Consider the following 26,579-nt stretch of genomic DNA (forward strand, 5'->3'; position numbering starts at 1 on the left):
GCCGAAGCGCGTTTTTCCGGGTTGCGCTTCGATAACGGGTGCGATCAAGGGTGCAATCGGCATGCCGTGTCGCGCCTGGCATCCGCAGACGTCCAACGACAGCTTACGTCGGAACGGCGCAGGCGGCGTTGCATGGGCATGCCGCTTGCGTCGTCGCTCGTAAGGCACCTGTCCGATCGACGGGTGTATCGACGGACCCAACACTCTCACCAGGCTTGCGATGGAGGTTTGCATGAACGATATCGGCCACGATCCCCTGCGGCGCGCCGCGCCCGCTGCGTGGTACATCAACAGCGGGCTGCGTCTTTCCGACGAGGAACCGGACGCCGACATCGAGCCGAGACGTTATGCGCTCGTGCCTGCCCTCGAGCGTTATCTGGCGAACGTGCGCTTCGGTGACGAACAGGCAGCCAGCCGCGCGGCCACGCTCGACGCCTTGCGGGCGCGCGGCATGGACTGGCTGCCGCTGCCGGGCCGGGGCGAAACGGCGACGCGCTGGCGCGGTCTCGCTGCCGTTGCGGCGTGCGATCTGTCGCTGGCGAAACTCTACGAAGGGCACACCGACGCGCTCGCCATCCTCGCGGAATTGGGGCGCTGCGACCTCGCGGACGACGGCAGCTGGGCCGTGTGGGCTGCCGAGCCGCCGAACGCGAAGCTGATCGCGCATGCGGCGGGCGGCAACGCGCTGACGCTCGAAGGCACCAAGCCCTGGTGTTCGGGCGCGCCGCATGTCACGCATGCGTTGGTCACGGCATGGCGCGGCGACGAGCCGGTGTTGGCTGCCGTCGAACTGTCGCAAGCTGCCATCGCCGTCGATCCGGGCGGCTGGCAAGCCGTCGGCATGCGCGCGACGGGCACGAGCAGCGTGCGCTTCGATGGCGCGCGCGCCGTGCAGGTCGGCGGCGCCGGCGCGTATCTGTCGCGCCCGGGCTTCTGGCATGGCGGCGCGGGCATTGCGGCCTGCTGGTACGGCGGTGCGGCGGCGCTCGCATCGATTCTGCGCGATAGCGTCAAGCGTCGCGACGAGCCCCACGCGTGCGCGCATCTGGGTGCCGCCGATGCCGAACTATCCGCCGTGGCCGCGCTGCTGCGCGAGTCGGCGGCATGGATCGACGCGCATCCGCGCGACGACGCGCAGCAATGCGCGTTGCGTGTGCGCGTCGCCGTCGAGCAGGCCGCGGAACAGGTGATGCAGCATGTGTCGCGCGCGCTCGGCGCCGTTCCGTTCTGCACGGACCCGTGGTTCGCACGCGCGATTGCGGATCTGCCTGTGTTTCTGCGCCAGAGCCATGCGGAGCGCGACGAGTGCGCACTGGGCCGGACGCTGCTCGACGACGAAGCGGGCGAGACGTGGAACCTTGGACTTCATCCTGGACGCGACTGAGGTTCCCGCGCATGACTTTTCCCGCCGCCTATTTCGACGATCTGTACCGACAGGACGACGACCCCTGGGACTATCGCGCAAGCTGGTATGAGCGCCGCAAGCGCTGGCTGACCATCGCGGCGCTGCCGCGCGAGCGCTACCGGTCGGGCTTCGAACCGGCGTGTTCGAACGGGGAGTTGTCCGCGCTGCTCGCGCAGCGTTGCGATAGCCTGTATGCGTGCGACATCAGCGATCACGCCGTGCGTCTCGCGCGCGAACGTCTTGCAGGACTGCCCAACGTCACCGTCGAACCGCGCGCGATGCCGGACCAATGGCCCGACGCGAGTTTCGATCTGATCGTGATCGGCGAGTTGTGCTATTACCTGTCGCGCGAAGCGACGGCCGAACTGGCGCGGCGCGCGTGCGCATCGTTGACGGCGGACGGCACGCTGGTCGCGTGTCACTGGCGTCACCCGTTCGAAGGCAGGCTGCAAACCGCCGACGCTGTCCACGCGAGCTTCGACGCACTGCCCGCGCTGAACCGGCTCGTGCAACACGCGGAGCACGATCTGCTGCTGGACGTGTGGTCGAAGGACGGGCATTCGGTTGCGCAGGGCGAGGGGCTCGTATGATCGGCATCGTGATACCCGCGCACGACGAAGAGGAACTGCTCGCCGATTGCCTGCAGGCGGCGCGGATCGCGGCTGCGCATCCGGAGTTGCGCGGCGAGCGGGTGAAGATCGTCGTGGCGCTCGATAGTTGCACGGACCGGTCTGAGTCGATTGCGCGCTGCTTCGACACTCATGCATTGACGCTCGATGTGCGCAACGTCGGCAAGGCGCGGGCAGCGGGCGCGGCGACGCTGATCGAGCAGGGCGTGCGCTGGCTCGCGTTCACCGATGCCGACAGCCGGGTCGCGCCGGACTGGCTGGTCGCGCAACTTGCGCTCGATGCGGAAGCAGTGTGCGGTCCCGTGCTCGTCGAAGACTGGCGCGAGCACGATGCACTAACCCGCGAAGCGTTTTATCGCGCGTACATGAATGCGGATGGCCATCGGCATATTCATGGCGCGAATCTCGGCGTGTCGGCGCGAGCGTATTGCCGCGTCGGCGGATTTCCGCCGCTCACGTGCAGCGAGGATGTCGCGCTGGTGGGACTGCTGGTCGAGACGGGGGCGCGGATCGCGTGGAGCGCGGCGCCGCGTGTGGTGACGAGCGCGCGGATTGCCTCCAAGGTGCGGGGCGGGTTCGGGGATACGCTGCAGGGGCTGATGGCGCACGAATGATGCAGGATGTGCGGTATCAGTCCGTGCCGTTCGAAGCCGCCCTGTAGCGCGCCAGAAACATATCCGCCGACGACTCGGCGACCTGCTTCTGTTCCTCCGCCGTCAGCGACGGCTGGCCCATCGTCACTTGCGGCCAGAACGCGAAGCCCTTCACCAGACCATGCAACTGCTGCGCGGCGAACGCCGGGTTCGGCGTATCGAGCCTGCCATCGGAGGCGGCTGCGCGTATCCACACGGTCAGTCCTTCCTCGCGTTCACCGATACGCGCCACCATGTCCCGCGCGCGCTCCGGCGAATGAATGCCCGCCGCGATCGCGACCCGCGCGAGCGACATGAATGCCTCGTCGTTCAGCAGCCGCAGTTTCTGTGCGAGCAGTTCGATCAATTGCGGGCGCAACGGCAGGTCCGCGCGATAGCCGGGCGCATCGCCTGCCTTGCTGGCGTCCCATAGCTGCTGAAGGATCGCCGCGAACAGCGCCTCCTTGCTGGGAAAGTGGTTGTACACGGTGCGCTTCGACACGCTCGCGCGCGCGGCGATCCGGTCCATGCTGGTCGCGTCGAAACCGGCCGCGCGAAATTCGTCGATGGCCGCTTCGATGACGGCCGCGCGTTTGCGGTCGGTCAGACGGGGAAGGTTGGTGCTGTCGTCCATCGGCTAATTTTACACCGATGGGTTTACTTTTCGAGATAATAAACTACACTGTGCAGTCTACATTCTGTCGCGAGTGACGCTTCGTATGAAATCGATCATCGGCTCCATCAATCAGGTTTTGGGATTCGCGGCGGCGCAGCGCAGCCGTGCGTTGTCGAGCATGTCGCCGCAGCACGATGGCGAGCGCTTTCGCAATGTGAAGCCGCGCCCTGTCGAGGGATTGGGCAAGACGTTGCGGATTGCGTGGAATGTGATCTTCAACAAGCCGCGCGGCACTGAGCCGTCCGGCGCTTTGCCCGTCGATGCGCTGACGCGCGCGGACCTCGATGCCGCGCCGGACAGGAGCCTGTTCCGTCTTGGTCATTCGACGATGCTGCTCAAGCTGCGCGGCCAGTTCTGGCTGACCGATCCGGTATTTGCGGAACGCGCGTCGCCGTTCAAACGGATGGGGCCGAAGCGTTTCCATGCGCCGCCGATCGCGCGCGATGCGTTGCCGCCGTTGCGCGGTGTGATTCTGTCGCACGATCACTATGATCATCTGGATCGCGAGACGGTGCTTGCGCTGGCCGAAACGACGGGCGTGTTTCTGACGCCGCTCGGGGTTGGCGACCGGTTGATCGAGTGGGGCATCGATGCGTCGAAGGTGCGGCAGTTCGACTGGTGGCAGGGTGTTGAGATCGACGGCGTGCGGTTGACGGCGACGCCTTCGCAGCATTTTTCGGGGCGTAGTCTGTTCGACGGGAATAGCACGCTGTGGGCGTCGTGGGTGATTGTCGACGGTGACTTGCGGGTGTTTTTTAGTGGTGACACCGGGTACTTCGATGGTTTCAAGGCGATTGGCGAGCGGCTCGGGCCGTTCGATGTGACCTTGATGGAGACGGGCGCGTATGACGCGCAATGGCCTTACGTGCATATGCAACCCGACGATACGGTGCAGGCGCATGTCGATTTGCGTGGTCGCTGGCTGGTGCCGATTCATAACGGGACTTTTGATCTGGCGATGCATCGGTGGCAGGAGCCGTTCGAGCGTGTCGTAGGGCTGGCCGCTGCGCGCGGTATTGCGCTTTCGACGCCCCGTATGGGGGAGAGGGTTGATCTGGATGCGCCGCATCGCGGGGAGCGGTGGTGGCGGGATGTTGTTGAGGTTGGTGCGCCTAAGGCGGCGCGGCGGGTTTTTTGTCGGGCTGCCAGGGTGGAGTGATTTTTTTTTGTCTGCGACGCGTTGGGGTGGTTTGCTTGCTTTTGCGCTGGGGTTCGCGGTTTTGGTGTTTCGGTATTTGCGCTGGCATCCGCGAATCGCGTTTTCGCTGGCATCCGCGAATTGTTAGCGTGCTTCAGGCGTCGCCCCTGTGCGGGGCGGCACCTACTTTTCTTTGCCGCCGCAAAGAAAAGTAGGCAAAAGAAAGCGGCTCACACCGCCAGCGCTAATTCTTGCCTGAGGGCCCCCAAAGGTTCTTACGCTTCACACGGCAGCCACGTGACCCACGTTCGTTGCAAGCGCTCTGAAAGAGCGCCTCACCCGCTTCATATCCCCCGCGTTTCAGCACGCCGCGCCAGACAGTCCACGGCCGCCCAGGTGGCAAACTGTGTGTAGGCCGTAGTGCCTCACACGCCTCACTCCGGACCGTTAGCACACGCGTCCCACCCGGTAAGAGCGCCAAGCTATACGACGCGACAACCTACACACAGTTTGCCACCTGGGCAGCGCAAACCATTCGTTGCCGCCTGACAGGGTACGGGTATTCGAAGCGGGTGAGGCGCCTGTTCAAAGCGCTGGCAACGGGCAGCAACCAGGGCGTTGCCGTGTGAAGTGTGGGGACGTTGGGGGCCCGTGGACAAAGGTCAAGCGCTGGCGGTGTGAGCCGCTTTCTTTTGCCTACTTTTCTTTGCGGCGGCAAAGAAAAGTAGGTGCCGCCCCGCACAGGGGCGACGCCTGAAGCGAGCTAACGTAACGCGGATGCCAGCGATAACGCGGATGCCAGCGCAAACACAGCCAAACCACCCCAAACGCGTCGCAGACCAAAATCCCCACCAAAAAAAATATCCACGCTAAGGTATAGCATCACGAAAACCAAAGCCCATCAGCGCATCCACGAACCCCCAACCAGGAGCACAAAAACCATGACCGAACCCACCCAGTTCTGGATGATCGAAGGCGCGCCGACGCCGGTCGGCCCTTTCTCCCATGCAACGGAATCAGGCGGCTGGGTCTTCGTCACGGGCCAGATGCCCACCTCCCCAGACGACGACACAGCCCCCCTGCCCGAGGGCGTCGCCGCGCAAACCAAACGCGTCATGGACAACCTCGTGCTGGTCCTCAAGGGCATCGGTCTCGGCCTCGAACACGTCGTGTCGGCGCGTATCTTCCTCACTGAATTCAAACGCGACTACGCAACCATGAACGCCGTCTACGCCGCGCATTTCCCGCCGGGACGGCTGCCCGCGCGCACCTGCGTCGGCGTAACCGGTCTCGCACGCGACGCACTCGTCGAGATCGACTTCATCGCGCGCCGTCCGGGCTGACGCAAAGTCGATGCGTTCCCGTCGACCGTCCGCGCGCCGCGATTTCCTGCAGCGCGCGCTAACGCTGCCCCTCGCGATGTCCATTCCGTCGCTGGGCGCCGCCCAGCAAAAACCGCCCCCACGCATGGAACGGCGCGCCATTCCATCGACAGGCGAGCCCTTACCCGTGGTCGGCTGCGGCACCTGGCGCACCTTCGACGTCGGCGACGATCCGAACGGCCAGGCGCGGCTCGCCGACGTGCTGAAAGTGCTGTTCGCAGCGGGCGGCTCGGCAATCGACTCGTCCCCGATGTACGGCTCGTCCGAAGCCGTCGCCGGCACGCTGCTCACGCGGCTCGACGCGCACCACAAGGCGTTCGTCGCGACCAAGGTGTGGACGCAAGGCAAAGCCGCAGGCATCGCGCAGATGGAAGAGTCGATGCGCCGCCTGCAACAGTCGACAATCGACCTGATGCAGGTCCACAACCTCGTCGACTGGCGCACGCAGCTCGCCACGCTGCGCGACTGGAAAGCGCGTGGGCGCGTTCGCTATATCGGTATCACGCACTACACGTCCGGCGCGTTCGATGACGTCGCCAGCGTGATGCGCAGCGAAAAGCCCGACTTCGTGCAGATCAACTACGCAGCCGACGATCGCGATGCCGGGCAGCGCATCCTGCCGCTCGCACGCGACCTCGGCATCGCCGTCGTGATCAATCAGCCGTTCGGCGGCGGCGGGCTGCTGTCGCGCGTCAGCAAGACGCCGCTGCCTGCGTGGGCCAACGACATCGGCTGCGTGTCGTGGGCGCAACTGCTGCTGAAATTCGTGCTCGCGCAACCCGCCGTCACCGTCGTGATTCCCGGCACGGGACGCCCCGAGTACATGGCCGATAACGTGCACGCAGGCGTGGGTCCATACCCCGACAAGGCGATGTGCAAGCAGATTGTCGAAGCCGTCGGCGGGTAGTAGACAATCACGACGCGCGGCGCGGCGCCATCACGAAGCCGACGCCTTCAGCAACACGGGATCGCTGCGATAGACATCCGGGAACATCTTCTTCAGATAATCGATCTTCGGCAGATCGTTGATCGCGATGTACGGCGAGTCCGGGTGCAGCACCAGATAGTTCTGGTGGTACTGCTCGGCAGGATAAAAGCCCTTGAAGTCCTCGATCTTCGTGACGATCGGCGCGGAAAACACCTTCGCGCCGTTCAACTGCGCGATATAAGCCTGCGCGATGACTCGCTGCCCGGCATTTTGCGGAAACACCACCGAACGATACTGCGTGCCGTGATCCGGTCCCTGGTAGTTCAACTGGGTTGGATTGTGGGCGACCGAGAAGAAGATCTGCAGCAGCCGGCCATAGGTGATCTGCGTCGGGTCATACGTGATCTGCACCGACTCCGCGTGCCCTGTGTCGCCGCCGCTCACGGTCTCGTACTGCGCGGTGTTCGCCGCGCCGCCCGCGTAGCCCGACGCGACCTGCTTCACGCCCTTGACGTGTTCGTACACGCCCTGAACGCCCCAGAAGCAGCCGCCCGCGAAGACGGCCGTTTCCGTGTGCGCGCTGCCCGCTTTTTCGTCTTGCGCGGGCGGCGGAATCCGCACCGCCTGTTCCGCCGACGCAACGTGTTGCCACGCAATGGCGCCCGCGCCGATGGCGACGAACGCCGCAATCCGGGTCCAGCCCAATGCGCTTGCGATGAGTTTCTTGTTCACGGTGATAGTCCTCGAATAACAGATGAATGTGCAGTCGGTCGGGATGCCATTAGCCGAAGGTGAACGCATATGCCTCGACGCCCGGATCGAGAAACTCGATCGCGAAGGTGTGGTCGGCCACGTCGCCCGTCTGGCGCACGAGCTGATAGAGCCGCTGTTCCGTCACGATGCCCGTGCCGTCGGCGCTCACGTCGGTGCCGCGCGCAGCACCGGGCGTGACGCCGTCGATCGTCACGCGAAAATGCACCGGCTTGCCGGCCGCGCCCGGCCCGAGCACCAGATGCAGGTCGCGTGCGTGGAAGCGATAGACGATGCGTCCGTTCGGCGCGGCAAGGGTTGCGTGCTCGGCGCCCACTTTCCACATGCCCGCGAGTCCCCAGTCGTTGACGTCGGGGCTCGACGGCGCGGCATAGGTGCGCGCGCGGTTGCGCGCTTCGCCGCCCGGCGACGCGAAGTTCTCGGCACGCGCATAACCGATGTACGTTTCCGGCGACATCATGTCGTTGCCGTCGGCGGCCGCCTCGACGCCTTTCGCGCGCTGCGCGAGGCCCGTCGCCACCTGCGCCGCCTCGGGATGACCCGCTTCCACGAGCAGTTGCTGGATCACCTTCTCGGACTGTTCATACTCGCCTTCGCCGAAGTGATGATGACGCACGCGCCCCTGCGCATCGACGAAATAGTGCGCCGGCCAATACTGGTTGCCGAACGCGCGCCAGATCGCGTAGTTGTTGTCGATGGCGACCGGGTAGTCGACGCCGAGATCGTGTGTGGCCTTCTTCACATTGTCGATATTGCGCTCGAACGCGAATTCAGGCGCATGGACGCCGATCACGACGAGCCCCATGTCGCGATACTTCTGCGACCACGCTTTCACATACGGCAGCGTGCGCAGGCAGTTGATGCACGAATAGGTCCAGAAGTCGACCAGCACGACTTTGCCCTTCAACTGCGCATTCGTGAGCGGCGGCGAGTTCAGCCATTGCACGGCGCCCGTCAGCGACGGCAGCGTGCCTTCGACGGGCAGCGGTGCGGCCGTCGCCGAGGCGCGCATCATCGTGCCCGCGGGCAGCGTGGTGTTGGCTGAGGCAGCTTGCGTGTCGGAGGTTTTCATCATGGCGGGACCGCCGGTTTGCAGATTGGCCGACATCATCGCTTCGCCTGCCGGTTTGCGCGGCGACAGGCGGTCGACGAGGTGCTGCTCGATGCCGCTCGTCGCCACCGTCGATACCTTCGTCAGCACGCCCGTATCGAGGCCGAGCGCGATGGCCGCAACGCCGCACAACATGGCTGCGCCGATTCCGCGCCGCACCCATTCGCCCGCGCCGAGCGAGCGCTTCATGGCGGTGAAGACGCGTCCGCCGATCAGCAGCGCAATGGCCAGCGAGGTCGCCGCGCCTGCCGCATACGCGAGCAACAGCAGCGTCGTGCCGACGCTTGCGCCGCGCAGCGCCGCGCCCGTCAGCACGAGACCGAGGATCGGGCCCGCGCAGGGCGCCCACAACAGGCCCGTCGCGATGCCGAGCAGAAACGACGAGCCGATGCGCGGCTTCGCGCCGTCCGCCTGAGCCATCTCGGACAGGCGGTTGCCCGCGCTGACCAGCGGGTGCATCAGTCGGTCGGCGAGACGCGGCAGCAGCAGCGTGAGGCCGAACACGCCCAGCAGCACGATCGCGATCCAGCGGCCGTACTGGTTGGCCTGCGTGACCCAGCCGCCGCCGATGGCCGCCAGCGTCGCGACGAGCGCGAACGTGAGCGCCATGCCGCCGAGCAGCGGCAAGCCGGAGCGCACGAACGGCTGGTCGGCGCGCGCGAAGACGAAGGGCAGCACGGGCAGGATGCACGGACTCAGGATCGTGAGCGCGCCGCCGAGGTAAGCGAGAACAATGAGTAACATGATCGTCTGGATGGTTGATCGTGCGAAATGGGGCGATGAAAGACGATCTCAGGCGGCGCGCGGCGTGAAGGTCATCGCGAGTCCGTTCATGCAGTAGCGCAAGCCCGTCGGCTTCGGGCCGTCATCGAACACGTGTCCCAGATGGCCGCCGCAGCGCGCGCAATGCACTTCCGTGCGCGTCATGCCGAACGAGCCGTCCTCGCGCGTCGCGACGGCGTGATCGAGCGGCGCCCAGAAGCTCGGCCAGCCCGTATGGCTGTCGAACTTCGTGCGCGACGAAAACAGTTCGCGGCTGCAACCCGCACAGGCGAACACGCCGCTGCGATGCTCGTCGTTCAGCGGGCTGCTGAACGGGCGCTCGGTGCCTTCCTCGCGCAGCACGTGGTATTGCGCGGGCGTGAGCTGCGCGCGCCACTGCGCATCGGAACGCGTGACTTCGAAGCGCGCGGGCGCGCCGCCCGCTGCGTCCTGCGCGTCCGCTGCGCCCGGGGTGCCCGCTGCAAACGCCCGCCAATGCGTGAGCGCGGCCAGCGCGGCGAGCGCGCTGCCGCCCGATAACAGAAACCGCCTGCGGCTTTTCATCGTGTGCTCCTTGGTGCGACTCGATTGAATATGGCGTAGCGTAAGTCGGCTGTGATATCCGGGTCCTCACGAAAACTTAAATTAATTGTGATAACCCGGCGGCCGGAAATTCTGCACAATGTCAGTGCTGTCAACGTTGTATGGCAACGTTTAATCCCTGCCTTCAATCCCACGTTCAATCAAGCCAGCCGATGGACCACCCAAAGCGCGTACTGATCGTCGAAGACGATGTCGACATAGCGAATGTGCTGAGCCTGCACCTGCGGGACGAACGCTACGAGGTCGTCCATAGCGCCGACGGCAACGAAGGGCTGCGGCTGCTGGAACAGGGCAACTGGGATGCGCTGATCCTCGACCTGATGCTGCCGGGCGTCGATGGCCTGGAAATCTGCCGGCGCGCCCGCGCGATGGCGCGCTATACGCCCATCATCATCACCAGCGCGCGTTCGAGCGAGGTGCACCGCATTCTCGGGCTGGAACTCGGCGCGGACGACTATCTCGCCAAGCCTTTCTCCGTACTCGAACTGGTCGCGCGGGTGAAGGCGCTGTTGCGGCGCGTCGATGCAATGGCGAAAGACGCGCGGATGGAAGCGGGCAGCCTGAACCTCGCCGGGCTGTTCATCGATCCCCTCACGCGTGAGGCGAGCGTCGACGGCAAGCGTATCGAGCTGACGCCGCGCGAGTTCGATCTGCTGTACTTCTTCGCGAGCCGGCCTGGCAAGGTGTTTTCGCGCATGGATCTGCTGAACGCCGTGTGGGGCTATCAGCACGAAGGCTACGAGCACACCGTCAACACGCACATCAACCGGTTGCGCGCGAAGATCGAGGCGGACCCGGCGCAGCCCACGCGCATCCTGACGGTGTGGGGTCGCGGCTACAAGTTCGTCGCCGACCCTGCGGCGCACGAAGGAGACGCGTCGTGAATCTGTCGTTGACACAGCGGTTGTCGCTGGTGTTTTCCATCTTGCTGCTTGCGTGCTGCGGCGCGTCGGCGTGGCTGCAGATACGTTCGAGCGATCTGCACGAAAAGGAAGTGATCCAGAGCCTGTCGCGCGATCTCGCCTCGCATATCGCCGGCAGTCCGGCGCTGTCGGGCGACGGCAACGACGGCTCGCGCAAGGACGCATTGCGCGAGATTTTCGGGCAGCTGATGGTGGTCAATCCGAGCGTCGAGGTGTATCTGCTCGATCAGAACGGCCATATCGAAGGCGACGACGCGCCCGCCGGGCACCTGAAGCGGATGCAGGTCGACATGCGGCCGGTGCGCGAATTCATCGCCGGCGATCCGCTGCCGATACTCGGCGACGACCCGCGCAGCGTCGACGGCCGCAAGGTATTCAGCGCCGCGTTGCTGCCGCACGGGAGCAAGCGGCCGCCCGAATACCTGTACGTCGTGCTGCAAGGCGAAGCCCACGATGCGCTCGCGGCGCGCGTCGCGGCCAGCTCGGTGTTGCGCACGACGTTGTGGTCGATGGCGCTCGTCGCGCTGCTCGGTCTGGTGGCGGGGCTGATGGCGTTCGGGCTGATCACGCGGCCGCTGCGCCGACTGACCGACGCGATGCGCAAGTTCGATGCGAACGGCGAGCCGGATACACAACCGTCGATTGCCAATGCGGCACGCCCGTCGCATTCCAATTCGCGCGACGAAATTGCAACGCTCGAATCGACGTTCGCGCAGATGGCCGAGCGCATCGGCCAGCAATGGCGCGCGTTGACGCGGCAGGACCAGGAGCGGCGCGAACTGGTGGCGAACATTTCGCACGATCTGCGTACGCCGCTGACATCGCTGCACGGCTATCTGGAAACGCTGTCGATGAAGTCGGACACGCTGAGCGACGCCGAGCGCAAGCGTTATCTGGCTATTGCGCTTGGGCAGAGTGTGAAGGTCGGCAGGCTGGCGCAGTCGCTGTTCGAACTCGCGCGGCTGGAGCATGGCAATGTGCAGCTTGCGCTTGAGGATTTTTCGCTGGTCGATCTGTTGCAGGACGTGTTTCAGAAGTTCGAGCTGTCTGCGGAAGCGCGGCATATCCAGTTGCGTGCGGGCATTGCGCCGCGCTTGCCGAGCGTGACGGCGGACCTTGGGATGATCGAGCGTGTGCTGACCAATCTGCTCGATAACGCGATTCGTCATACGCCGGATGCGGGCGCTGTCGATGTGGATCTTGCTGTGCGCGACGGCAAGGTGTCGGTGACGGTGAGCGATACGGGGCCGGGTATGTCGGAGGAAGTGCGGGCGGGGTTATTCCAGCGTGCGTTTACGTCGGGCGGCGCGCATCGCGGCGGGCTCGGGTTGTTGATCGTGCAGCGGATGCTGCAGTTGCATGACAGTCAGATACGGCTTGTTGAGAAGGGGGGCGCGGGCGCCGCGTTTTGTTTTGAATTGCATCCGGCGGGGAAGATGCAGAAGGGGGGACGCGCGGTGGCGTCCGTGTAGTGGTTTTTCTTTGGTTTTTTTCTGGCATGTGTGCGTTTGGCTTTGCGCTGGCATCTGCGATTTGGGTTTGCGCTGGCATCCGCGTTACGTTAGCGTGCTTCAGGCGTCGCCCCTGTGCGGGGCGGCACCTACTTTTCTTTGCCGCCGCAAAGAAAAGTAGGCAAAAGAAAGCGGCTCACACCGCCAATTCTTGACGTTTGCCCACGGGCCCCCAACGGCCCCACGCTTCACACTGCCGCATATCTATTTGCGTGCGTTGCCAACGCTCTGAATGAGCGCCTCACCCGCTGCACACACCCCGTGTTTCAGCACGCCTCACCAGACAGTCCACGGCCGCCCAGGTGGCAAACTGTGTGTCGGCCCTCGGTGCTCCACGCGCTTCACTCCAGACCGATAGCGTACGCGTCCCACCCGGTAAGAGCGCTACCCTATACGACGCGACAACCTGCACACAGTTTGCCACCTGGGCGGCACATACCATTCGCTGACGCTGGCCCGGGTACGGGTAATTGAAGCGGGTGAGGCGTTTGTTCGAAGCGTTGGCAACGGGCACCAACCACGGCGCTGATGTGTGAAGGATGGGGACGTTGGGGGCCCGTGGGTAAACGTCAAGAATTGGCGGTGTGAGCCGCTTTCTTTTGCCTACTTTTCTTTGCGGCGGCAAAGAAAAGTAGGTGCCGCCCCGCACAGGGGCGACGCGTGAAGCTAGATAACGCATCGCGGATGCCAGCACAAAGGCATAAGACCAAAACCAAAACCAAACCCGCCGCGCCGCGAAAGCCGCCCCTGATCCACCTCTTTCCAGCACACACATAAAACCAAACCAAAACCAAAAGCAAAACCAAAAGCAAAAGCAAAAGCAAACCAAAAACCAAACACCAGTTTGAAACACGCAAAAAAACCCCCGCGAACACCTCTCCTTTCCCCCGGTAATTTCCCGAAACACGATTTGAAAAGTGCAAGCACTCCAATCGTTAAAGAAGCGGCCCTGCAGGCCGTTATCTGCAGACAGACCACAACAGGGTATATTTTGACGCGCGCGATTCCGCTAGACTGCTGTTCCTTCTCCCGAAGAAAAGCGTCGCGCGTCCCTCGCCAGCGACCGAACGCCGTTTCCCTCGTATGTGGCGGCCGCATCCCCGCCATCGAGCCGATGCTGCCCAAGTGAGCGCGTTGAAGTGCATTGAAGTCGGATCGCAATAAGGACAGACGAAATGCGGTGGTGCTACTCAAATGCATGTGTCTGGCGACGCGGCATGTCTGCCCGCATGGCGCACGCGGCCGCCCGTCCCAATCGTTTCCTTGACGCAGTCATCCTTTTTGTCGGCTGCTGCATGCTGATCGCGCACGCGTCGGCGGCCGAGAACGTGCTGCGCGTGCTCGCATGGCCGGGCTATGCCGACCCCGACGTCGTGAAAGGTTTCGAGAGCCGGTATCACGCGAAAGTCGAAGTCACGCTGATCGATTCCGATGAGGCGCTGTGGGACAAGATGCATCAAGGCAAGACACCGCAATTCGACGTGCTCGCGGCGAATACGGCTGAAATCCAGCGCTACGCACACGACAATCTGCTCGCGCCGCTCGACCTCGGCAGCCTGCCGAACACGAAGCGTCAGTTGCCGCGCTTTCGCGCATTGTCGTCGATCGCCGGACTGACGAAGCAAGGCGCCGTCTACGCAATTCCGTTCACCTATTCGACGATGGGCCTCATCTACGACCGCAAACAGGTCAGCGTCGCGCCGCATTCGATGAACGAACTGTGGAATCCGCGCTATCGCGGCAAGGTGCTCGACTACAACAGCGCGCAGCACAATTTCTCGTTCACGGCACTCGCGCTCGGCTACCCGGACCCGTTTCAGCTGAACAGCGCACAGATGCAGACCATCACCCGCAAGCTGATCGATCTGCGGCGCAATCTGCTGACCTACTACAACCTGCCGGAAGAGGCCGCTGCGTTCTTCGTGCAGCACAAGGTCGCGCTGATGTTCGGCAACTACGGCACGCAGCAACTCGAACTGCTGCGCCGCGCGGGCGCCGACGTCGGCTATGTGATTCCCGACGAAGGCGTGCTCGCATGGCTCGACTGCTGGTCGATGACGAGCGCGGCAGCGAACCGGCCGCTCGCGCTCGCATGGATCAACTACATGCTGGAGCCCGATGTCAGCCGGCTATTGACGCAGCGCCAGGGTCTCGCCAATACGCTCACCGAACCGCCCGAAAGCACGGGCAAAAGCCACATTCTCTGGATCGAGCCCGTCGAGAACATCGACAGACGCGAGGCGCTGTGGAGCCGCATCGTATCGGGCGACCGCCCGGAGCGTTTCTGATGATGCGCCACGGGCTCACCCTCAAGCTCTCGGTGCTGCTCGCGCTGATCGGCGTGCTCGCGTCCGGCACGACGGGCTATTACGCGTATCGCGCGAACCGGACCATGCTCGTGCACGAAGCGGAGCGCAGCCTGCTCACGTCGACGGAACTGCTCGGCCAGCGCTTCACGATGGCGATCAACGACATCGCGGCGGACGCCCTGGTGCTGTCCACCATGCCGTCGGCCGCAACCGTCGCCCTCGACGACGACGGCAGGTCCGTCGACAACCCGACGCGCGACCGGCTCGCGCAGGTGTTCGAGAGCTTCATTGCGCAGCATCCCGAGTATCTGCAGGTCAGGCTCATCGCGCGCAATCACTATGGGCTGGAACTGATTCGCATCGACCGCGAATCGGGCGGCACGGTGCGGGTGCAGGAAAGCGCGCTGCAGGAAAAAGGGCAGTTCGCGTATGTGTTCGATACGCTCGCGCTGCGGCCGGGGCGCATCTATATTTCGCCGATTGCCGTCAATCACGAGCACGGCGCGCACGCGGCGGAAGGCAAGCCGACGCTGCGGGTCGGCACGCCCGTCGCCGACGCGCGCGGCGGCGTGGTCGGCGTGGTCGTGATCGACGTCGATCTCGCGAGCCTGTTGCGGCTCTCGCAAGCCGATCTGCCCGCCGACTATCAGGTCTATCTGGCCAACGAATGGGGCGACTTTCTCGTGCATCCCGACTCGTCGCTGACGTTCGGTTTCGACAAGGGCCGGCGCGTGTTCATGCAGGAAAGCTTCGCGGCGACGAAAGCGCTGTTCGAGCAGTCGACCCGGCCCGTGCTGCTGAACGGTCTCACGCAACCGAACGAAGCGGCGAACCACGTATTCTCGTTCGTGCGCCGGCCGTTCGGCGAGTCGCAGGGCAATCGCTTCATCGTGATCGGCCTCGGCAAGCCGCTGCACGACGTGCTCGTCGGCGCGAACATGCTGGGCAACAGCATCGTGCGGATGGTGCTGATTTTCAGCGCGTTCGCGATCCTGCTCGCCATTCTGTTTGCCCGCGCGTTGACGCGGCCGCTGCATATCCTCGCGGACGCCGCCACGCATTTCTTCTCCGAGCACACGGTGGACGCATTGCCGCTCAGGCGCACCGATGAAATCGGCGTGCTCGCGCGCTGCTTCGACCGCATGCGCCGCGAGATCCGCGTGCAGATGGACGAGTTGCGCAGCAAGCAGCACGAGCTCACGCATCTGGCGAGCCACGACGGACTGACGGGTCTGCCCAACCGGATGCTCTTCATGCAGAAGCTGGAAGAAGCCATCGACCGGGCGCGGGGGAGCGGCGAGCGGCTCGCCGTGCTGTTCATCGACCTGAACCGCTTCAAGCAGATCAACGATCAATACGGCCATTCCGTGGGTGACGACGTGCTCGCGATCGTCGCGCGCCGCTTGCGAGACGTGCTGCATAGCGGCGACTTCGTTGCGCGGCTCGGCGGCGACGAGTTCATCGTGCTCATCAGGGGCGAACGCTCTGCCGACGCGGCGCCCGCAATCGCCGCGCGCATCGTGCGCACACTCGACGACGAACTGACGATCGACGACCAGCCGATGACGGTCGGCGCGAGCATCGGCATCAGCCAGTTCCCGGCGGACGGCGATTCCGCCGAAGCGCTGCTGCTTAACGCGGACGCCGCGATGTACGCGGCGAAATCGGGCGGCTCGGGCGCATGGGTGTCGTATCGCGAACTGGTCGACATACGGCGCGCGCGGACGGGACGCGGCAAGCGCCGCCGGAGCGAGCGCGAATCCGAAAAGGTCGAACCCGCCGACGACGGCGCCGACGTCATCGCATAAGGGTTGAACAGAAGCATTGGGTTGTGTGGCCTTGCGCGCGGCATGGTTCTTGCAAAACGCTTGCATGTCAAAGCGGAAAGGAGAATCCGATGACCTTGGCCATTTACCTGATCGGCTGGCTGATTTTCATTGGCGGCGTGTCGTGGGCCCTCGTCACGATGCACGTCGCGCAGCACTACGTGTTGATTGTCGCCGTCATTCTGCTCGGCATCGGCGTCGTCACGGGCGCGACCCGCGCGCGTGGCCGCGACCGTTCTTCATAGCATTTCGTCGCATGCATGCAGGTCACGGCGCAGGCATTTTTTGCACGCCGCCGTGACCTGTCGTGACATGGGTTGTGACATTTTCCGACATAGTTTTTGAACTGACCTGAAGGGCAGTTTCTTCTACGATTCACTCCGTCGCCACACTGCAAACGCGAAGTGGCCCGAACCGTGAAGGACACTGCCGTGAAAACCCGCTCGCACATCTTCGCTTCGTTGTCTGGTCTGCTGAATCGCTCGTCGGCATCTGCTGTGCGTGGCGTTTCGTGCCGCATGTCGCGCCGCATCGCGCTGGCGGCGGCAGCAACGGTGATCGGCGCGAGCGCCTCGCTCGTCAGCGCGCCCGCCTGGGCCGGCTGGTACGGCCACGGCACCGCGTACACGTCGCGCGGCGAATACAACGGCGCGCACGGCGGCTACTGCAGCGGCGGCACCTGCAATCACGCGGGCGGGGTAGTAGGCCCGTACGGCGGCGTCGCGAGCAACTCGGGCAGCGTCACGCGCACGTCGCCGGGCCAGTTCTCCAACTCGGGCACGGCCTACGGACCGAACGGCCGCTCGGTCCAGCATTCCGGCGACACCAGCTGCGCAAGCGGCACCTGCTCGCACACGGGCACGATGACGGGTTCGGACGGCAGGACAGCGTCGACGTCGGGTGAAGTGACGCGCAACGGCGCGGGCCAATACTCGTCGTCGGGAACGGTGACGGGCGGCAACGGCAACAGCTATAACCACTCGGCATCGACGAACTGCGGCGGCTGGACGTGTTCGCGCTCGGGTACCGTGACGGGCAGCAACGGCGGCACAGTCACGCACTCGGGCAGTGCGACGAGCGTGGCGCCCGGCGTGGTCGTGACGTCCGGCAGCGCGACGGGCACGCACGGCAACACCGTGACGACGAGCGGCACGGTCGTGCATGGCGGCGTCGTCACGACGGGCGGCACGGCGGTGGTGACGGGTACGACGACGGTCGGCGCGGCCGTCGTGGTGCCGCCGCCCGTGATCGTCCCGCCGCCTCCCGCCGTGGTCGTCGCCGCGCCTGTGCCCGCACCTGTCGTCGTGGCTCCGCCGCCGCCCGCGCATGTCGTAGTCGTCGCTCCGCCGCCGCCCCCGCATGTGGTCTATGTCGCACCGAGGCCGCGTCCCGCGGTCTGGATTCCGGGGCACTGGATCGGCCGCGTGTGGATTCCGGCGCACTGGGCGTAAATGAACAAGGCAGACGTACAGACACAAACGGCGCGTGAAGCGCCGTTTGTGTCTGGTGTGAGAAGAGGAGGTGCGGTGAAAGCGGAAGATCAGCTCGGCTTCATGCCGTGCCCGACTGTCACGGTTGGATCGACAGGCACGGTTTCCGCAACGGCGCTTGCGGGCACGAGCGGTTTGCTGCGAAAGCGCGCGCGAAGGCGCCGCCGCATCGGCTCTTCGAAATACGTGAACACGATGACGCTGAACAGCAGCGTGAACGTGAGTGGAATCCACCCGTTGCTCGCACGAAAACCCACCAGCCACGCGAGATACGCAAGCGGCACGTGAATCAGGAAAAGCGCGTAGCTCGCTTCGCCGAAACGCACGAGCCAGCGCTGATTCAGCAGCCCGATCACGGGGCGCTCCAGCAGCGCGAGGCCGAGTATCAAGGTCGCGAAGAACGGGCTTTGCGGATAGAACACGGGTGTCGTCGGCTGCCACAGCGCGAGCACGATCAGCACGACGACGGAACCCGACACCAGCGCAATGCCACGGCCATGCATCGACACGCCGCGCGTGCGCAAGGTCTGGAATGCGAGCGCCGCGCCGATGCCCAGCATGAATTCCGCGATCCGGCACAGCGGCAGCGTGCCCGCAAGGAAGTGACTGCGCGCGACCGGGAACACGGCCATGATGAACAGGATCATCAGGCCCTGCGCGACCCAGATGCCGATCAGCGTGACGACGAGTGTCGATGCGCGCATCTTCACGAAGCGCGCCAGGATCAACGGGAAAAGCGCGTAGAAAAACGCCTCGCACGACACGCTCGACGCAGGGCCATTCCACGGCTGATTGATCGCGGCGAACGGGAACCAGGCGGTGATCAGGAACACCTGGCAGATGAAGCTCACCACCAGTGAAAGATTGATCGACGTCTTCAGCGCGAACCACTTGAGCAACAGCACATCGTTGTGCGAGATGACGAGGTACGCGGTCGTGACGGATGCGATGGCGAGCGCGAACAGGATGTTCGGATAGATACGGGCGACGCGCGCGACGTAGAAGTTATGCGGACTTTGCGTCGCGAGTTCGTCGCGATACGTGTACGTGAGAATGAAGCCCGAGAGCACGAAAAAGAGGGAAACAGCCGAGCGCCCGCCGTCGACGAAATGGAAGAACGAAACGGGCGTATTGAGGAGTTCGAGTTCGCGGTAATGCGACAGGACGACGGTCAGCGCCGCAAGAAAGCGGATGCTCGTCAGCGCAGGAACGATGCCGTTGGCCTGAGTGGTCGTCGCTCGCATTGGGCTCTCATTCTTAAAAGGATGCGCCAAAAGTTTCCGCATCGACAGTTCAGTTTAACGGTCCGCCATCACCTTCTTTCCGGTTGCACCCCCAGGTGTCGGAAAACACCGAGACATTGGCCGAGCGATCCCCGTTGCGCGTTGTGTACAGGCACTGATTCATTGTTACGACTAATGAAACACGTCCTGTCGCGAGCCGTCTCGCGATGCGTGCTGCATGGCAATTTCTGACGGTCTTTGTCCGATCCAGACAAACCCTGATTGCTGCGCCGAAAGCGCCGCTGATATCGTGCGCAGGTCATGTGGAAGCGCTTCCACTCCGGCTTTCGTTTCGTTGCTCGATTCGTTTCAGACACGCATCAAACCATTTAGCGAGAGGAGGTTCCGTGGCATACGAGGCAGTGGCACCTGGCGGCGTTCAGTCCGACAGTCAGCAAAGCGATCCCTTTACGCCGTCCGCCGATTCCGTGCTCTGGCGCAAGGACTTTCTGCTCGGCGCGGCAACGGCCTCGTATCAGATCGAAGGCGCCGTCGACGAGGACGGTCGCCTGCCGTCCATCTGGGACACGTTCTCCGCGACGCCGGGCAAGGTGCTCGCGGGCGATACGGGCGCCGTGGCCTGCGATCACTATCACCGCTGGGAAAGCGATCTCGACCTGCTGTCGCGGCTCAACTTCGAGGCGTACCGGCTGTCGGTTGCCTGGCCGCGCGTGATGGACGAAGCGGGGCGTCCCAACGCGAAGGGTCTCGATTTCTATAAGCGGCTGCTCGGCAGGCTGAAGGACAAGGGCTTGCAGACTTTCGTCACGCTGTATCACTGGGACTTGCCGCAGCATCTCGAAGATCGCGGCGGCTGGCTCAACCGCGAGACGGCCTATCGCTTCGCCGACTACGCGGACCTGATGAGCCGCGAACTGGCGGGTCACGTCGATGCGTGGATGACGCTCAACGAGCCATGGTGCTCGGCGTTCCTCGGATATGGCAACGGCCATCATGCGCCCGGTCTTGCGGACATCCGCTACGCGACGCAGGCGATGCATCATCTGCTGCTCGCGCACGGCCAGGCGACCCAGGTGCTGCGCGCGAACGATCCGTCGTCGATGAAAGGCATCGTGGCGAACGTGGGGCGCGGTACGGCCGCAACGCAGAGCGAGGCGGACCAGCGCGCCGCGCATCTGTTCGAAGTGCAGCACAATGCGTGGGTTCTCGATCCGCTTCTGAAGGGCGAGTATCCGGCCGATCTCTGGGAGCTATGGCCGGGCGCCGAGCCGCTCGTGCTCGAAGGCGACCTGCAAACCATCGCGGCGCCGCTCGATTTTCTCGGCATCAACTATTATTTCCGCACCAATGTGAAGAGCGACGGCGCGCACGGCTTCATCGACGCGCCGCTGGCCGGTGTCGAACGCACGCAGATGGGCTGGGAAGTCCATCCGGACGGGCTGCGCGACCTGCTGACGGGCTTTCACCGCACGTATCCGAACCTGCCGCCCGTCTATATCACCGAGAACGGCATGGCCTCGGACGACCACGTGCGGGACGGCCATGTCGAGGACCCGCAGCGCATTGCGTTCCTCAAGCGCCATCTGGCCGCTGTCGATCAGGCCGTGAAGCAGGGCGTCGATATTCGCGGCTATTTCGTCTGGTCGCTGCTCGATAACTTCGAATGGGCGTTCGGCTACGAGCGGCGCTTCGGCGTCGTACATGTCGATTACGGCACGCAGCAGCGCACCGTCAAACGCAGCGGCGAGCTGATCGCGAAGTTCATCGAGGCGCGCAGACAGCAGCGCTGATCATGACGCGCTGACACGCAGTCACAAGAAGCTGATAAGCAGTCGACCTGATAAATCGGGCTTCGAGCCTGAAGGAGACGGAATGAACAGCAGAAAACAGTGGGCGTTGAGAAGCGGTATCGTACTCGCATTGGCCATCACTGGCGTCATCGCGCAAGCGGAGCCGTTGAAGGCGAATGTGATTCACTGGTGGACGTCGGGCGGCGAATCGGCGGCGATCCGGCAGTTCGCCGACGCGTACAACCAGGCGGGCGGCCAATGGGTCGACAACGCCGTGGCGGGCGCGGACCAGGCGCGTGCGACTGCGATCAACCGCATTGTCGGCGGCGATCCGCCCACGGCTGCGCAGTTCAACACGTCGAAGCAGTTTCATGACCTGATCGATCAGGGCCTGCTCAACAACGTCGATGCCGTTGCCACGAAGGAAAACTGGCCCGGCATCTTCCCGCAATCGATACTCGACAGCATCAAGGTCAATGGCCATTACTATGCGGCGCCCGTCGATATCCACATGCCTGCGTGGTTCTTCTATTCGAAGCCGGTGTTCGCGAAAGCGGGCATTGCGGGCGACCCGAAGAGCTTCGACGAATTCGTCGGCGATCTCGACAAGCTGAAAAAGGCGGGTGTGATTCCGCTCGCGCTGGGCGGCCAGCCCTGGCAGGAGAAGATCACGTTCGATGCCGTGTTCGCCGATGTCGGCGGACCCGATCTGTATCTGAAGGTGTATCGCGACCGTGACCAGAACGCGGTGAAATCGGATGCGTTCAGGAAGGTGCTCGCCTCGTTCAAGAAGCTGCATGATTACGTCGATGCCGGCTCGCCGGGGCGCAACTGGAACGACGCGACGGCGCTCGTGATCTCCGGCAAGGCGGGTGTGCAGATCATGGGCGACTGGGCGAAGGGCGAGTTCTCGGCGGCGAAGCAGGCGCCCGGCAAGGACTTCGGCTGTTTCCCCGGTTTCGGCCCGCGCTCGCCGTATCTGGTGGCAGGCGACGTGTTCGTGTTCCCCAAGACGGACAACGCCACCGCGATCAAGGCGCAAAACCTGCTCGCCACGGTGATGACCTCGCCGCAGGCGCAGGTCGCGTTCAGCGCGAAGAAAGGCTCGATCCCGATCCGGCCCGACGTCGACGTGAGCCAGCTCGACATGTGCGCGAAGGAGGGCATCGCCATCATGAAGGACAAGTCACGCCAGTTGCCCAACCCCGAAATGCTCCTGTCGCCTGACATGCAGGGCGCGTTGACGGACGTCATCACGAACTTCTGGAACAAGAACCAGTCGGTCGACGATGCACAAAAGGCCTTTGCCAGCGCGCTGAAGGGCTGACACGTCATGGGCACGCTCAAGTCGCATGCCTTGCCCGAGATGGCGGCCAGCCGCAGGCCCGTCGCGACGACCCGCGCGCGGCCGCTGGGCAAGCGCTGGTCGCTCGCCGCGTGGATCGCGCTGGTTCCGATGATGGTGACGGTCGTCTTCGCGTATCTCGGCACGATGCTGTGGACGGCGCGCGTGTCGCTCAGCAACTCGCGCACGTTTCCGTCGAACGATTTCGTCGGCTTCGCGCAATACGTGCGGCTGTTTCATAACGACCGCTGGCTGGTGTCGCTGCAACACATCGCGATGTATGGCGTGTGTTTCATCGTCGCGTGCCTCGTGATCGGCATGCTGCTCGCGATCTTCATCGATCAGCGCGTGATGGCGGAAGGCGTGTTGCGCACGGTGTTCCTGTATCCGTACGCGATGTCGTTCGTCGCGACGGGGCTCGTGTGGCAATGGATTCTCAACCCCGAGCTCGGCGCGCAGTCGTTGCTGCACAAGATGGGCTTCACGCATGCGCGCTTCGACTGGATCGTCGATCAGGACTGGGTGATCTATACGATCGTGATCGCGACCGTGTGGCAGGCGTCGGGCCTCGTGATGGCCGTGATGCTCGCGGGCTTGCGCGGCATCGACGACGAACTGTGGAAGGCCGCGCGCATCGACGGCATTCCGCGCTGGCGCGTCTACGTGAGCATCGTGATCCCGATGCTCGGCCCGTCGGTCTCGACCGCGTTCGTGCTGCTGTTCGTCGCCGTGGTGAAGCTGTTCGACGCCGTGGTCGCGATGACGCAGGGCGGGCCCGGCACGGCGAGCGAAGTGCCCGCGAAGTTCATTATGGACTATCTGTTCGGGCGTGCGAATATCGGGCTCGCGTCGGCCGCGTCGATCGTGCTGCTTGCGACGGTGCTCGCCATTCTGGCGCCGTTCCTCTACGCCCGCAGTCGAAGCGCGTCGCGCAAGGAGGTGTGATGAGCACGACGCTTGAATCTTCCCCTCGCGTGTCGCGGCGGCGTCATGCGCGCAAGAAGCGCTTTTCTCCGTCGCGGCTCGGCATCTATGGCTTTCTGGTTATCGCCGCGCTGTTCTTCCTGTTGCCGCTCTACGTGATGCTCGTGACGTCGGTGAAGCCGATGGACGAAATTCGCCTGGGCAATCTGCTCGCGCTGCCGGCGCATTTCACGCTGCAACCGTGGAGCGACGCGTGGCAGTCGGCGTGCACGGGGCTCGATTGCAACGGCATCCGCGTGGGCTTCTGGAACTCGGTGCGTATCGTCGTGCCGAGCACGCTGTTCTCGATCGTGATCGGCGCGATCAACGGCTATGCGCTGTCGTTCTGGCGGCCGCGCGGCGCGGGCGTGTTGTTCGGCGTGCTGCTGCTCGGGGCGTTCATTCCCTATCAGGTGATGATCTACCCAATGGTGCGCGTGCTGGCGAGCGTGCATCTGTTCAGTTCGCTGCCGGGCATCGTGATCATTCATACGATCTTCGGCATGCCCGTGATGACGCTGCTGTTCCGCAACTACTACGCGGGCATTCCGCTGGAACTGTTCAAGGCCGCGCGCATCGACGGCGGCGGATTCTGGCGCATCTTCTTTCAACTGATGCTGCCGATGTCGCTGCCCATCATTGTCGTCGCGATGATTCTGCAGGTGACGAACATCTGGAACGACTACCTGCTCGGCCTCGTGTTCGCGGGCACGCGCAACCTGCCGATGACAGTGCAGCTGAACAACATCATCAACACGACGACGGGCGAGAAGATCTACAACGTCAACATGGCGGCGACGATCCTGACTTCCGTGGTGCCGCTCGCCGTGTATTTCATTTCGGGCCGCTGGTTCGTGCGCGGCATTGCGTCCGGCGCCGTGAAGGGTTGAAGGGGCGAATATGGCTACCGTATCGAACATCGCGAACGCGAACGTTGCAAACGTCGCGGTCCGCGACCTGAAGATCCAGCTCGGCGCGAACACGGTGATCGACGCGCTCGATCTCGACGTGCGCGCAGGCGAATTCGTCGTGCTGCTCGGACCGTCGGGTTGCGGCAAGTCGACGCTGCTGCACAGCATTGCCGGATTGATCGACGTGACGGAAGGCAGCATCGAGATCGGCGGCGAGGACATGACGTGGGCCGATCCGAAAGACCGGCGCATCGCGCTCGTGTTCCAGTCGTATGCGCTGTATCCGACGATGAGCGTCGAGCGCAATCTGTCGTTCGCGCTGCGCATCAACGGCACGCCGAAAGCGGAGATCGAGCGGCGCGTGGCGCGCGCATCGGACATGCTGCAACTCGGGCCGCTGCTCAAGCGCAAGCCGTCGCAGCTGTCGGGCGGACAGCGGCAACGGGTGGCGATCGGCCGTGCGATCGTGCGCGAAGCCGACGTGTTTCTGTTCGATGAGCCGCTCTCGAATCTCGATGCGAAGCTGCGCACGGAATTGCGTCGCGAGCTGAAGCAATTGCATCAACGTCTCGGCGCCACGATGATCTACGTGACGCACGACCAGGTCGAAGCGATGACGCTCGCCACCCGCATGGCCGTGATGAAGAGCGGCGTGATCCAGCAGTTCGGCACGCCCGCCGAGGTGTACGCACGCCCCGCGAACCTGTTCGTCGCGACCTTTCTCGGCTCGCCGGCGATGAATCTGCTGAACGGCGCGCTGCATGTCCAAGGTGCGGGCGTGCGCTTCGCGGGCGCGAAACTCGATCTCGACGTGTCGCAATACGCGTTCGGGGGGCAGCCCGACTACGGCAAGCCGTGTGTGCTTGGCGTGCGGCCCGAAGACGTGCGGGTGCGGATCGGCGCGGACTCGAATCAGCGCGGGCAAGTGTCGCTTATCGAACCAATGGGCAACCACCGGGTTATCTGGCTCGATTATCATGGCACCCAGATAGCGTCGATCGATCAGGAGAAAACGCCCGTCGCCGTTGGCGATTCAGTGGCGTTCGCGATCGATGGCGCACATATATCGCTGTTCGACGAGGCGGGCGGGGCGCGCCTCTGAACGGCGCGCCCAACACTACAAGCGGACGGAGACACCGTGGCGACCCTCAAAGATGTAGCGGAGCTGGCGGGCGTGGGGCTCTCGACGGCCTCGCGCGCCATTTCCGGCAAAGGACCCGTATCGGCGGATGCAGCGGCGCGGGTGCAGGCCGCGATCGCCGAACTCAACTTCCGGCCTTCGTCGATTGGCCGCGCGATGGCCACGCAGCAACTGGGCATCATTGGCCTGTTCGTGCCGACCTTCTTCGGCTCGTACTACGGCACGATTCTCAAGCAGACCGATCTCGAACTGCGCTCGGTGCATCGGCACGTCGTGGTGGCGACGGGGTGCGGCGAGTCGACGCCGCGTGAGCAGGCGCTCGAAGCCGTGCAGTTTCTGATCGGGCGCGATTGCGATGGCGTCGTCGTGATCAGTCACGACCTGCACGATGAAGATCTCGATCAGTTGCACCGGATGCATCCGAAGATGGTCTTTCTCAACCGTGCGTTCGATGCGTTGCCTGATGCGTCGTTCTGCGCGGATCATCGGCGCGGCGGTGAGATTGCGGCGGCGACGCTGCTGGAGCACGGGCACCGGAAGATTGCCGTGATCTCGGGGCCTTATACGGCATCTGACAATATCGAGCGGCTTGACGGTTTCTTCGATGAGCTGGCGCGTCACGGCATTGCGCGTGAGTCGGTGCCGTTGATCGAATCGGACTTTTCGCCGGAAGGCGGGTATGCGGCGACGTGCCAGTTGCTTGAATCGAACGTGCCGTTTACGGGGCTTTTTTGTGCCAACGATACGATGGCTGTCAGTGCGCTGGCGCGGTTTCAGCAGTTGGGGATTTCGGTGCCCGGCGATGTGTCGGTGATCGGTTACGACGATGATTATTCGGCGGCTTATTCGGCGCCTGCTTTGACGTCGGTGCATATTCCGACTGCTGAACTCACGCAGAATGCGGTGCGCTGGCTTATCAACCAGTGCTATGGGACGAAGTGGGATATCTTTCGCGAGTTTCCGGTGACGGTGTCGATGCGGGCTTCGGTGGGGCCGCCGAAAGCGGCGTGAAAATTTGCCGGTGGTTTGGTTTTTGTCTTGCTGGTATCCGCGATTTGCTTTTGCTTTTGCTTTTGCTTTGCGCTGGCA

At 64.0% G+C, this 26,579-nt stretch carries 24 protein-coding genes; 18 read left to right on the forward strand and 6 right to left on the reverse strand.

Annotation, left to right across the window (positions count from 1 at the left end; genetic code table 11):
* Positions 1 to 232 precede the first annotated feature (232 nt).
* The 3 genes from C2L66_RS22080 to C2L66_RS22090 are packed head-to-tail and all read left to right on the forward strand — an operon-like array spanning position 233 to position 2,648.
* Entirely contained in the window at positions 233 to 1,384 is a 1,152-nt protein-coding gene (locus C2L66_RS22080; RefSeq protein ID WP_060606753.1) for an acyl-CoA dehydrogenase family protein, read from the forward strand.
* 11 nt (positions 1,385 to 1,395) lie between these two features.
* A complete protein-coding gene (locus C2L66_RS22085; protein ID WP_054934747.1) occupies positions 1,396 to 1,995 on the forward strand; it encodes a class I SAM-dependent methyltransferase in 600 nt (199 codons plus the stop codon).
* Positions 1,992 to 2,648, forward strand: coding sequence for a glycosyltransferase family 2 protein (locus C2L66_RS22090; RefSeq protein ID WP_060602916.1), 657 nt, complete (start codon positions 1,992 to 1,994; stop codon positions 2,646 to 2,648). Before C2L66_RS22085 ends, C2L66_RS22090 begins: the two co-directional genes overlap by 4 nt.
* Before the next feature lie 16 nt (positions 2,649 to 2,664).
* On the opposite strand, the gene C2L66_RS22095 is transcribed toward C2L66_RS22090, so the two are convergent.
* Positions 2,665 to 3,300, reverse strand: a complete 636-nt coding sequence (locus tag C2L66_RS22095) for a TetR/AcrR family transcriptional regulator (protein ID WP_060602915.1) — start codon at positions 3,298 to 3,300, stop codon at positions 2,665 to 2,667.
* Between the two features lie 85 nt (positions 3,301 to 3,385).
* Between C2L66_RS22095 and C2L66_RS22100 the strand changes: the two genes are divergently transcribed.
* The 3 genes from C2L66_RS22100 to C2L66_RS22110 all read left to right on the forward strand — a co-directional run bounded on the left by C2L66_RS22100 (position 3,386) and on the right by C2L66_RS22110 (position 6,769).
* Entirely contained in the window at positions 3,386 to 4,501 is a 1,116-nt protein-coding gene (locus C2L66_RS22100; protein ID WP_060602913.1) for an MBL fold metallo-hydrolase, read from the forward strand.
* A 920-nt stretch (positions 4,502 to 5,421) separates the two neighbouring features.
* Positions 5,422 to 5,823: a RidA family protein gene (locus C2L66_RS22105; RefSeq protein WP_035989566.1), complete on the forward strand. Its 402-nt coding sequence runs from the start codon at positions 5,422 to 5,424 to the stop codon at positions 5,821 to 5,823.
* Positions 5,824 to 5,833: 10 nt separating this feature from the next.
* A complete protein-coding gene (locus C2L66_RS22110; protein ID WP_054934757.1) occupies positions 5,834 to 6,769 on the forward strand; it encodes an aldo/keto reductase in 936 nt (311 codons plus the stop codon).
* Between the two features lie 30 nt (positions 6,770 to 6,799).
* Here C2L66_RS22110 and msrA read toward each other — a convergent pair whose 3' ends face one another.
* Genes msrA through msrB form a run of 3 tightly spaced genes read right to left on the reverse strand, consistent with a single transcriptional unit; the run spans position 6,800 to position 9,998 of the window.
* The gene (gene msrA / locus C2L66_RS22115; protein ID WP_054934758.1) at positions 6,800 to 7,522 is read right to left on the reverse strand and encodes a peptide-methionine (S)-S-oxide reductase MsrA; all 723 of its coding nucleotides are present in this window, start codon (positions 7,520 to 7,522) and stop codon (positions 6,800 to 6,802) included.
* Between the two features lie 49 nt (positions 7,523 to 7,571).
* Positions 7,572 to 9,416, reverse strand: a complete 1,845-nt coding sequence (locus C2L66_RS22120; protein ID WP_060602910.1) for a cytochrome c biogenesis protein DipZ — start codon at positions 9,414 to 9,416, stop codon at positions 7,572 to 7,574.
* Positions 9,417 to 9,464: 48 nt separating this feature from the next.
* Positions 9,465 to 9,998 (reverse strand): peptide-methionine (R)-S-oxide reductase MsrB, encoded by a 534-nt coding sequence (msrB, locus tag C2L66_RS22125; protein WP_060602907.1) that lies wholly within the window; start codon positions 9,996 to 9,998, stop codon positions 9,465 to 9,467.
* A 191-nt stretch (positions 9,999 to 10,189) separates the two neighbouring features.
* Between msrB and C2L66_RS22130 the strand changes: the two genes are divergently transcribed.
* Together C2L66_RS22130 and C2L66_RS22135 are read left to right on the forward strand one after the other, a co-directional pair.
* On the forward strand, positions 10,190 to 10,921 hold the full coding sequence (locus tag C2L66_RS22130; RefSeq protein ID WP_035989577.1) for a response regulator transcription factor: 732 nt from the start codon (positions 10,190 to 10,192) through the stop codon (positions 10,919 to 10,921).
* Positions 10,918 to 12,432, forward strand: coding sequence for a sensor histidine kinase (locus C2L66_RS22135; protein WP_060602904.1), 1,515 nt, complete (start codon positions 10,918 to 10,920; stop codon positions 12,430 to 12,432). Before C2L66_RS22130 ends, C2L66_RS22135 begins: the two co-directional genes overlap by 4 nt.
* Before the next feature lie 705 nt (positions 12,433 to 13,137).
* Here C2L66_RS22135 and C2L66_RS40755 read toward each other — a convergent pair.
* Entirely contained in the window at positions 13,138 to 13,596 is a 459-nt protein-coding gene (locus C2L66_RS40755) for a hypothetical protein (protein ID WP_148654587.1), read from the reverse strand.
* Positions 13,597 to 13,646: 50 nt separating this feature from the next.
* Here C2L66_RS40755 and C2L66_RS22140 point away from each other — a divergent pair, with 50 nt between their 5' ends.
* The 4 genes from C2L66_RS22140 to C2L66_RS22150 all read left to right on the forward strand — a co-directional run bounded on the left by C2L66_RS22140 (position 13,647) and on the right by C2L66_RS22150 (position 18,057).
* Positions 13,647 to 14,759 (forward strand): extracellular solute-binding protein, encoded by a 1,113-nt coding sequence (locus C2L66_RS22140; protein WP_060602901.1) that lies wholly within the window; start codon positions 13,647 to 13,649, stop codon positions 14,757 to 14,759.
* The gene (locus C2L66_RS22145) at positions 14,759 to 16,588 is read left to right on the forward strand and encodes a diguanylate cyclase domain-containing protein (protein WP_060602899.1); all 1,830 of its coding nucleotides are present in this window, start codon (positions 14,759 to 14,761) and stop codon (positions 16,586 to 16,588) included. The genes C2L66_RS22140 and C2L66_RS22145 overlap by 1 nt, the downstream gene beginning before the upstream one ends.
* An 89-nt stretch (positions 16,589 to 16,677) precedes the next feature.
* Positions 16,678 to 16,851, forward strand: coding sequence for a hypothetical protein (locus C2L66_RS41290; RefSeq protein WP_007744500.1), 174 nt, complete (start codon positions 16,678 to 16,680; stop codon positions 16,849 to 16,851).
* Between the two features lie 186 nt (positions 16,852 to 17,037).
* Positions 17,038 to 18,057, forward strand: coding sequence for a hypothetical protein (locus tag C2L66_RS22150; protein WP_060606750.1), 1,020 nt, complete (start codon positions 17,038 to 17,040; stop codon positions 18,055 to 18,057).
* An 89-nt stretch (positions 18,058 to 18,146) separates the two neighbouring features.
* On the opposite strand, the gene C2L66_RS22155 is transcribed toward C2L66_RS22150, so the two are convergent.
* A complete protein-coding gene (locus C2L66_RS22155) occupies positions 18,147 to 19,340 on the reverse strand; it encodes an acyltransferase family protein (protein WP_060602896.1) in 1,194 nt (397 codons plus the stop codon).
* 386 nt (positions 19,341 to 19,726) lie between these two features.
* On the opposite strand from C2L66_RS22155, the gene C2L66_RS22160 reads away from it, so the two are divergent.
* From C2L66_RS22160 to C2L66_RS22185, 6 genes are all read left to right on the forward strand, one after another.
* Positions 19,727 to 21,130, forward strand: coding sequence for a GH1 family beta-glucosidase (locus C2L66_RS22160; protein WP_060602893.1), 1,404 nt, complete (start codon positions 19,727 to 19,729; stop codon positions 21,128 to 21,130).
* Between the two features lie 82 nt (positions 21,131 to 21,212).
* Entirely contained in the window at positions 21,213 to 22,457 is a 1,245-nt protein-coding gene (locus C2L66_RS22165) for an ABC transporter substrate-binding protein (RefSeq protein WP_060602891.1), read from the forward strand.
* A gap of 6 nt (positions 22,458 to 22,463) precedes the next feature.
* A complete protein-coding gene (locus tag C2L66_RS22170) occupies positions 22,464 to 23,420 on the forward strand; it encodes a carbohydrate ABC transporter permease (protein WP_082434051.1) in 957 nt (318 codons plus the stop codon).
* On the forward strand, positions 23,420 to 24,328 hold the full coding sequence (locus tag C2L66_RS22175; RefSeq protein WP_060602888.1) for a carbohydrate ABC transporter permease: 909 nt from the start codon (positions 23,420 to 23,422) through the stop codon (positions 24,326 to 24,328). Before C2L66_RS22170 ends, C2L66_RS22175 begins: the two co-directional genes overlap by 1 nt.
* Before the next feature lie 10 nt (positions 24,329 to 24,338).
* Positions 24,339 to 25,451, forward strand: coding sequence for an ABC transporter ATP-binding protein (locus tag C2L66_RS22180; protein ID WP_054934768.1), 1,113 nt, complete (start codon positions 24,339 to 24,341; stop codon positions 25,449 to 25,451).
* 36 nt (positions 25,452 to 25,487) lie between these two features.
* Positions 25,488 to 26,501 carry a LacI family DNA-binding transcriptional regulator gene (locus tag C2L66_RS22185; RefSeq protein ID WP_054934769.1) on the forward strand — a complete coding sequence of 338 codons (1,014 nt, stop codon included), beginning with the start codon at positions 25,488 to 25,490 and terminating at the stop codon, positions 26,499 to 26,501.
* The last annotated feature ends 78 nt before the right edge of the window (positions 26,502 to 26,579 follow it).

This window comes from Paraburkholderia caribensis, from assembly GCF_002902945.1.
In the GTDB taxonomy this organism is placed as follows: Bacteria; Pseudomonadota; Gammaproteobacteria; order Burkholderiales; family Burkholderiaceae; genus Paraburkholderia; species Paraburkholderia caribensis.

Excerpts from the sequence above, each read along its gene's own strand:
- C2L66_RS22175 (WP_060602888.1), top strand. The coding sequence starts at position 23,420 with ATGAGCACGACGCTTGAATCTTCCCCTCGCGTGTCGCGGCGGCGTCAT.
- C2L66_RS22165 (WP_060602891.1), top strand. The coding sequence starts at position 21,213 with ATGAACAGCAGAAAACAGTGGGCGTTGAGAAGCGGTATCGTACTCGCA.
- C2L66_RS22180 (WP_054934768.1), top strand. The coding sequence starts at position 24,339 with ATGGCTACCGTATCGAACATCGCGAACGCGAACGTTGCAAACGTCGCG.
- C2L66_RS22120 (WP_060602910.1), bottom strand. The coding sequence starts at position 9,416 with ATGTTACTCATTGTTCTCGCTTACCTCGGCGGCGCGCTCACGATCCTG.
- C2L66_RS22170 (WP_082434051.1), top strand. The coding sequence starts at position 22,464 with ATGGGCACGCTCAAGTCGCATGCCTTGCCCGAGATGGCGGCCAGCCGC.
- C2L66_RS22130 (WP_035989577.1), top strand. The coding sequence starts at position 10,190 with ATGGACCACCCAAAGCGCGTACTGATCGTCGAAGACGATGTCGACATA.
- C2L66_RS22140 (WP_060602901.1), top strand. The coding sequence starts at position 13,647 with ATGCGGTGGTGCTACTCAAATGCATGTGTCTGGCGACGCGGCATGTCT.
- C2L66_RS41290 (WP_007744500.1), top strand. The coding sequence starts at position 16,678 with ATGACCTTGGCCATTTACCTGATCGGCTGGCTGATTTTCATTGGCGGC.
- C2L66_RS22085 (WP_054934747.1), top strand. The coding sequence starts at position 1,396 with ATGACTTTTCCCGCCGCCTATTTCGACGATCTGTACCGACAGGACGAC.
- C2L66_RS22090 (WP_060602916.1), top strand. The coding sequence starts at position 1,992 with ATGATCGGCATCGTGATACCCGCGCACGACGAAGAGGAACTGCTCGCC.
- C2L66_RS22105 (WP_035989566.1), top strand. The coding sequence starts at position 5,422 with ATGACCGAACCCACCCAGTTCTGGATGATCGAAGGCGCGCCGACGCCG.
- C2L66_RS22145 (WP_060602899.1), top strand. The coding sequence starts at position 14,759 with ATGATGCGCCACGGGCTCACCCTCAAGCTCTCGGTGCTGCTCGCGCTG.
- msrB (WP_060602907.1), bottom strand. The coding sequence starts at position 9,998 with ATGAAAAGCCGCAGGCGGTTTCTGTTATCGGGCGGCAGCGCGCTCGCC.
- C2L66_RS22095 (WP_060602915.1), bottom strand. The coding sequence starts at position 3,300 with ATGGACGACAGCACCAACCTTCCCCGTCTGACCGACCGCAAACGCGCG.
- C2L66_RS22080 (WP_060606753.1), top strand. The coding sequence starts at position 233 with ATGAACGATATCGGCCACGATCCCCTGCGGCGCGCCGCGCCCGCTGCG.
- C2L66_RS22155 (WP_060602896.1), bottom strand. The coding sequence starts at position 19,340 with ATGCGAGCGACGACCACTCAGGCCAACGGCATCGTTCCTGCGCTGACG.
- C2L66_RS22100 (WP_060602913.1), top strand. The coding sequence starts at position 3,386 with ATGAAATCGATCATCGGCTCCATCAATCAGGTTTTGGGATTCGCGGCG.
- C2L66_RS22110 (WP_054934757.1), top strand. The coding sequence starts at position 5,834 with ATGCGTTCCCGTCGACCGTCCGCGCGCCGCGATTTCCTGCAGCGCGCG.